The organism is Amycolatopsis rhizosphaerae (genome assembly GCF_007713715.1).
GTDB lineage: Bacteria > Actinomycetota > Actinomycetes > Mycobacteriales > Pseudonocardiaceae > Amycolatopsis_E > Amycolatopsis_E rhizosphaerae.
Genome location: NZ_VJWX01000460.1, coordinates 1 through 5,665, shown reverse-complemented (window position 1 = coordinate 5,665; position 5,665 = coordinate 1). Strand labels below are relative to the sequence as shown.

Genomic DNA, 5,665 nt, shown 5'->3' with positions numbered 1-5,665 from the left:
GAGCGTGACGGGTCCGGTCGGCGGGAAGGTGGCGGGAACTCCGGCGTAGAGCGCGAGATAGTGCTGCCGGGCCAGTGCCGCACCCCCGTTTGCCCGTAGCCGGCCGAGCGGCTCATCGTCCTCGCGGAGGTCCAGTGCCGCGGTCAGCCGCGCGCAGTCGCGGAGTACCTCGCGGTGGAAGGCACGGACAGCCGGCGGGAATTCGGCCGGTTGCCAGCGTGGAGCCCAGCTTTCGGGCGACAACCGGTCGAGCGCGCCCGTGTCCACCTCGCGGGCGCCGTCGGTGCCGGGTACCGGGATGAGCCCGGCGTAGAGGCAGCCGAAAAGCGCCTTGGTGTACGGCGAGCCGGGCACACCCGGCAGGAAAACCCGTTCCCCTGGGAAAAAATGCTCACTCAGCCAGGCGGCACGTGCGCGCGCGGCGGCGTCGAGTCCGGCGTAGGTCAGGTGTTCGTCGTCCGCTCCGCCTGCGGTGAAGAAGGTGTAGACCACCCGGGTGGGTTCCGCGATCGCCCGCCGCCGCAGCAGTTCGTCCAGCGATGCCGTGCTTTCAGGAGAAGGCCGCATCAAACACACCCCCAGTGTGAGCCAGCAGTTTTTCCCCAGTGGCAACGATTTCGGGTGAAGCTGGTGTGCCGGCGCGGCCTGGCCCCTGCCCGCCTCCGATCGTCACGCTAGCACTGTCGAAGACGCCGAAGCCACCGATTGGCGCGGGAAACTCCGCGGACCTCGTGGCCCGGCGCGGCTCACCTCGATCCCTTGATCCTCCGCGGAAATCGGGCATACCGGACTTCCGTGCGAAGCGGTTCTTCTCCCTTGTGTCGCGAGCGGATCTCCCATATGTTTCAGGCATGCTGTCGTTGTGGCAGCACTGGGGTCAGCGCGGTGGGGTCAGAGATTGCCGGCGCGTGTGCAGCGCCGTCCGCCGATGGTTCCAGCCGGTCGGAGAGCGGCCAGGTTGTGGCGTGACATGGGGGATCACGGCTCAGTTGTCTGTGCCGGAAGAGAATCCAGCGCGTCCTCCTGCCGGTCTGGAGGGATTTGTCCATGCCCGCTCCGGTGGTCGCCACTGTCGATGAGGTCGCTACTGTCAACCTGGCGGATCCCGCGACGCACGTGGAACGGGACCTTTCGGGTTACTGGCGGCGGTTGCGTACTTCGATGCCGGTGCACTGGCACCCGGAATCGGAGTTCGGCCGTGGTTTCTGGGTTCTCTCGCGCTATTCGGACATCATTTCGGTCTACCGGGACAATGAGCGGTTCACCTCGGAGGAAGGCAATGTGCTCGCCACATTGCTCCAAGGGGGTGACACGGCGTCCGGGAAGATGCTGGCGGTCACCGATGGCCGGCGTCAGCGGGATCTGCGCGGGGTGATGCTGAAGGCCTTTTCCCCTCGGGTGCTGGCGCGCCTGGCGGACAAGGTGAACGAGAACACCGAACGCAGGGTGCGCGGAGCGGTGGAGCGCGGTGAGTTCGATTTCGCCGCCGAGGTGTCCGAGCACATTCCCATCAGCACGATCTGCGACCTGCTCGGCGTGCCCGAATCGGACCGCGCGACCCTGCTCCGGCTCAACAAGTCCGCGTTGAGTTCGGACGATCCGGGGGAGACGTTCACCGACGCGTGGTCGGCCCGTAACGAAATTCTGCTGTATTTCGCCGAACTGGCGGAAGAGCGCAGACGGGAACCGAAGGACGACGTGGTCACCGTGCTCGCCACCGCCACGGTCGACGACGTGCGGCTGTCTCCGCAGGAGATCATCTTCAACTGTTACAGCCTGATCCTCGGCGGCGACGAAAGCACCCGCATCTCGATGAACTGCGCGGTGCACGCGTTCACCGAGTTCCCGGAGCAGTGGCGTGCGCTGAAACGGGGCGACGCCGGCGTCAAGGCGGCGGTGGAGGAGGTCCTGCGCTGGTCGACGCCCGCGATGCATTTCGGCAGGACGGCCCGGCAGGACGTCACGCTGTACGACCGGGTGATCAAGAAGGGCGACCTGGTCACCCTGTGGAACTCCTCGGCCAACCGGGACGAAGAGATCTTCGCCGATCCCTACGTTTTCGACGTCGGCCGCTCACCCAACAAACACGTGACGTTCGGCCACGGGCCGCATTTCTGCCTGGGGTCCTATCTCGCGCGAGTCGAACTGGAGGCCTTGCTGACCGCGTTGATCACCTTCGTCGACGGTGTCGAACTGGCCGGTCCGGTCGGCCGGGTCCATTCGAACTTCCTCAGCGGGATCAGCCGGCTTCCGGTGAAAACCACGCCGAGCAGACGCACCGACTGAGAGGTCGGGAATGGACGACGAAGTGGATGACGCGAGACCGGTGAACGTCTACGCGCTCGCGGACCTTGTCACTCCGTTTTCGGTCCGGGTGGTGGCCACGCTGGGGATCGCCGACCTGTTACGCGAGGCGCCCCTCCCGGTAGCCGAACTGGCCCGGCGCTGCGGCGCTGTTCCCGAGGTGCTGGCCAGGGTGCTGCACCACCTGGTGCTGCGCGGGCTGTTCGCGGAGCCGTCGTCGGGAGTCTTCGCGATGAACGCCGCCGCGGAGGAACTGACCGGCGACCATCCCGGCGCGTTGCGGGACTGGCTCGACCTCGACGGCGGGCTCGGCCGCGCCGATGTCGCGATTTCCCGCCTGTTGTCCACGGTCCGGGACGGGAGCAACGCCTACAGCACGGAATTCGGCAGGCCCTTCCACGAGGATCTCGGCCGGGACGACGGATTCCGGGCTTCGTTCAACACCGTGATGGCGGCCAAGACCCGGGAAATGGCGGCGCACATCATCGCTTGCTATGACTGGCGCGAGGTGCGGCACGTCGCCGATGTCGGCGGCGGAACGGGAATTCTCCTCGGCGAGATCATGCGGGCGCGGCCGCACATCCGGGGCACGCTGATCGATCTGCCGGAAACGGTGGACGAGGCCACGCGATACCTCAAGGAGCTGGGGCTCGACCGCTGGGAGATCCACGGCATGACGTTCTTCGACCCGCTTCCCGCCGGTGCGGACGTCTACGTCGTCTACGACGTCCTGGAGGACTGGGACGACGAACACGCGGAACGGCTGCTCATCCGCTGCGCCGAAGCGGCGGGGAACTCCGGCAGGGTGCTGATCATCCAGCCGTTCCCGGTGAACGCCGCCTACGAGCGGAGATGCAGTGAGCTGGACCTGCGGCTGCTGACCTACACCAACGGCCGCATGCGCACCGAGCGGGAGATCGGCGAGCTGGTCAGGCGGGCGGGATTGCGGATGAAGGACGTCATCCCGGTCGCGGCGAGCCACGCGATCGTGGAATGCGTCCCATGACAGCGCTGACGGTTCTGGGGGAGTTGCACTTGAAAAGGCGTGGAAGAGGGCGGCGTTCGTGAACAACATCGAGGATATCTATCCGCTTTCGCCGCTGCAGACGGGCATACTGTTCCACACGGTCGCGGACGAGCGCGACGGAATGTACGTCGAGCAGATTTCGTGCAGGCTGGAAGGTGAATTCGAGCCCGGCGCGTTCGTGGCGGCCTGGCGGCGTATGTGTTCTCGGCACAGCGTTCTGCGGACCGCGTTCCTGTGGGAGAACCTGGACCGGCCGATGCAGATCGTCCACCGGGAAGTGGACCTCCCGGTGCTCGAAGAGGACTGGACCGGCCTTTCCGGTGCCGAGCAGGCGCGGCGGCTGGCCGAGTTCCTGCGCGAGGACCTGGCGCAGGGGTTCGACGTACGGCGAGCGCCGCTGCTGCGGCTGAGCCTGTTCCGGCTGGGCGGCGACGCCTGGCAGTTCGTCCTGACCAACCACCACGTGCTTTTCGACGGCTGGTCGCGTGCCGTGTTGTTCCGCGAGGTCATGGCCGTGTACCAGGCGTCGGTCACCGGGGGCACCGCGGAACTGGAGCTGGTCCGCCCGTTCGGGGAATACGTGGGCTGGCTCCAGGGCCGGGACTCCGGGGATGCGGAGAGGTTCTGGCGTGGTGTTCTGGCTGGGTTCAGTGCTCCGACTCCGCTGCCACTGGGTTCGGGCGCGCTCTCCGATGGGGCGGGGTGCGCGGAGTTGGTGTTGCCGGTGGCCGTTACCGAGGCGTTGGGGGTGTTGTCTCGTCGTCATGGTGTGACGTTGGGGACGATCGCTCAGGCCGCGTGGGGTTTGCTGCTGTCGCGGCACGCGGGGACCGATGATGTGGTGTTCGGGGTCACCGTGTCGGGACGGCCACCGGAGCTGACCGGTGTCGAATCGATGGTCGGGTTGTTCATCAACACCCTGCCCGTCCGCATCCGCATCGACCCCGACCGGAACATAAGCGACTGGCTGCGTGATGTGCAGGAAAATCTCGTGGAGGCACGGGAGTACGAGCACACGCCGTTGACCCGGATCCGCGGCTGGAGTGAGGTTCCGGGCGGCCGGCCGCTGTTCGACAGCCTGGTCGTGTTCGAGAACTACCCGGCGGGTGAGCGGTCGGTCCAGCCCCGGTCCGGTTTGGTGGCGCGGGACGTGCACACCGCCGAACGGACGAGTGCGGCGTTGACGTTGGTGGTGGTGCCGGGTGAGCGGATTGGTGTGCGATTGCTCTATGCCACCGACCGGTATGACCATGCGGGCGCGTCGGCGTTGCTGGACCAGCTTTGTGTCCTGCTGCACGGCATGACCCAGGCGTCATCCACAGTGGACGAACTGGATCTACTCACCGCCGAGCAACAAGACAGCCTCACCACCACACCCACCGTCGACGTTCCTGCCGGGCCTGTGTTGGTGGAGCGGTTTGCTGAGTGGGCACGGTCATCGCCGGACCGGGTAGCGGTGGTATCGGGGGATGCGCAGGCGACCTACGGGGCGGTGTTCGCGCGCGCGTCACGGTTAGCGGCATGTTTGGTGGCGTCCGGTGTGGGGGCGGACAGTGTCGTCGGTGTGTTTCTTGACCGTTCGGTCGAGCAGATCGTGGCGGTTCTTGCAGTGCAGCTGGCCGGGGGTGCCTACCTGCCGATCGACACGGGTTACCCCCCGGAACGGGTCGGGTATCTGCTGGAGGACAGCGGCGCCGCGGTGCTGATCACTGATCGGGACACGACGAGTGTGGGCGCGGGTGTGGTGGTGGTGCCCCCCTCGGCCGAGGGTGGGGCACTGGCCGATGTAACGGTGTCTGCCGATCAGTTGGGGTATGTGATCTACACGTCGGGGTCGACAGGGAACCCGAAGGGTGTGCTGGTGGCGCACCGGCAGGCGGCACGACTGTTCGACGCAACCCAGGACTGGTTCAACTTCAGCCCGGATGATGTGTGGACACTGTTCCACTCGATCGCTTTTGATTTCTCGGTGTGGGAGTTGTGGGGAGCGTTGGCCCACGGCGGCCGACTCGTACTGGTAGACGAGGACACTCGCCGCTCACCAGAAGAGATGGCGGTACTGCTGGGTGAGCAGGCGGTGACAGTACTGAATCAGACACCGTCGGCGTTCTTCCCCCTGTCCCACACCATCCTCACCGAGGACCGGCCTGTACCGGCGTTACGGGCCGTGGTCTTCGGGGGTGAAGCACTATCGGTCGAGCAACTGGCGGACTGGGTGAACCATTTCGGTGACCAGCACCCCCAGTTGGTGAACATGTACGGCATCACCGAAACCACCGTGCACGTCACCCACCGCCCCCTGACCACCTACGACATTGCCGCCGGTGCGGGTAG

At 66.3% G+C, this 5,665-nt stretch carries 3 protein-coding genes and 1 pseudogene; 3 read left to right on the top strand and 1 reads right to left on the bottom strand.

The window, feature by feature from the left end; genetic code table 11:
- Positions 1 to 567, bottom strand: a pseudogene (locus FNH05_RS30555) (AMP-binding protein); the annotation flags it as partial.
- A 480-nt stretch (positions 568 to 1,047) separates the two neighbouring features.
- On the opposite strand from FNH05_RS30555, the gene FNH05_RS30550 reads away from it, so the two are divergent.
- The 3 genes from FNH05_RS30550 to FNH05_RS30540 form a co-directional block, all read left to right on the top strand.
- Positions 1,048 to 2,286 carry a cytochrome P450 gene (locus tag FNH05_RS30550; RefSeq protein ID WP_144592321.1) on the top strand — a complete coding sequence of 413 codons (1,239 nt, stop codon included), beginning with the start codon at positions 1,048 to 1,050 and terminating at the stop codon, positions 2,284 to 2,286.
- A gap of 10 nt (positions 2,287 to 2,296) precedes the next feature.
- The gene (locus tag FNH05_RS30545; RefSeq protein ID WP_144592320.1) at positions 2,297 to 3,310 is read left to right on the top strand and encodes a methyltransferase; all 1,014 of its coding nucleotides are present in this window, start codon (positions 2,297 to 2,299) and stop codon (positions 3,308 to 3,310) included.
- Between the two features lie 58 nt (positions 3,311 to 3,368).
- A partial coding sequence (locus FNH05_RS30540; protein WP_144592319.1) for a condensation domain-containing protein occupies positions 3,369 to 5,665 on the top strand: 2,297 nt, incomplete at its 3' end.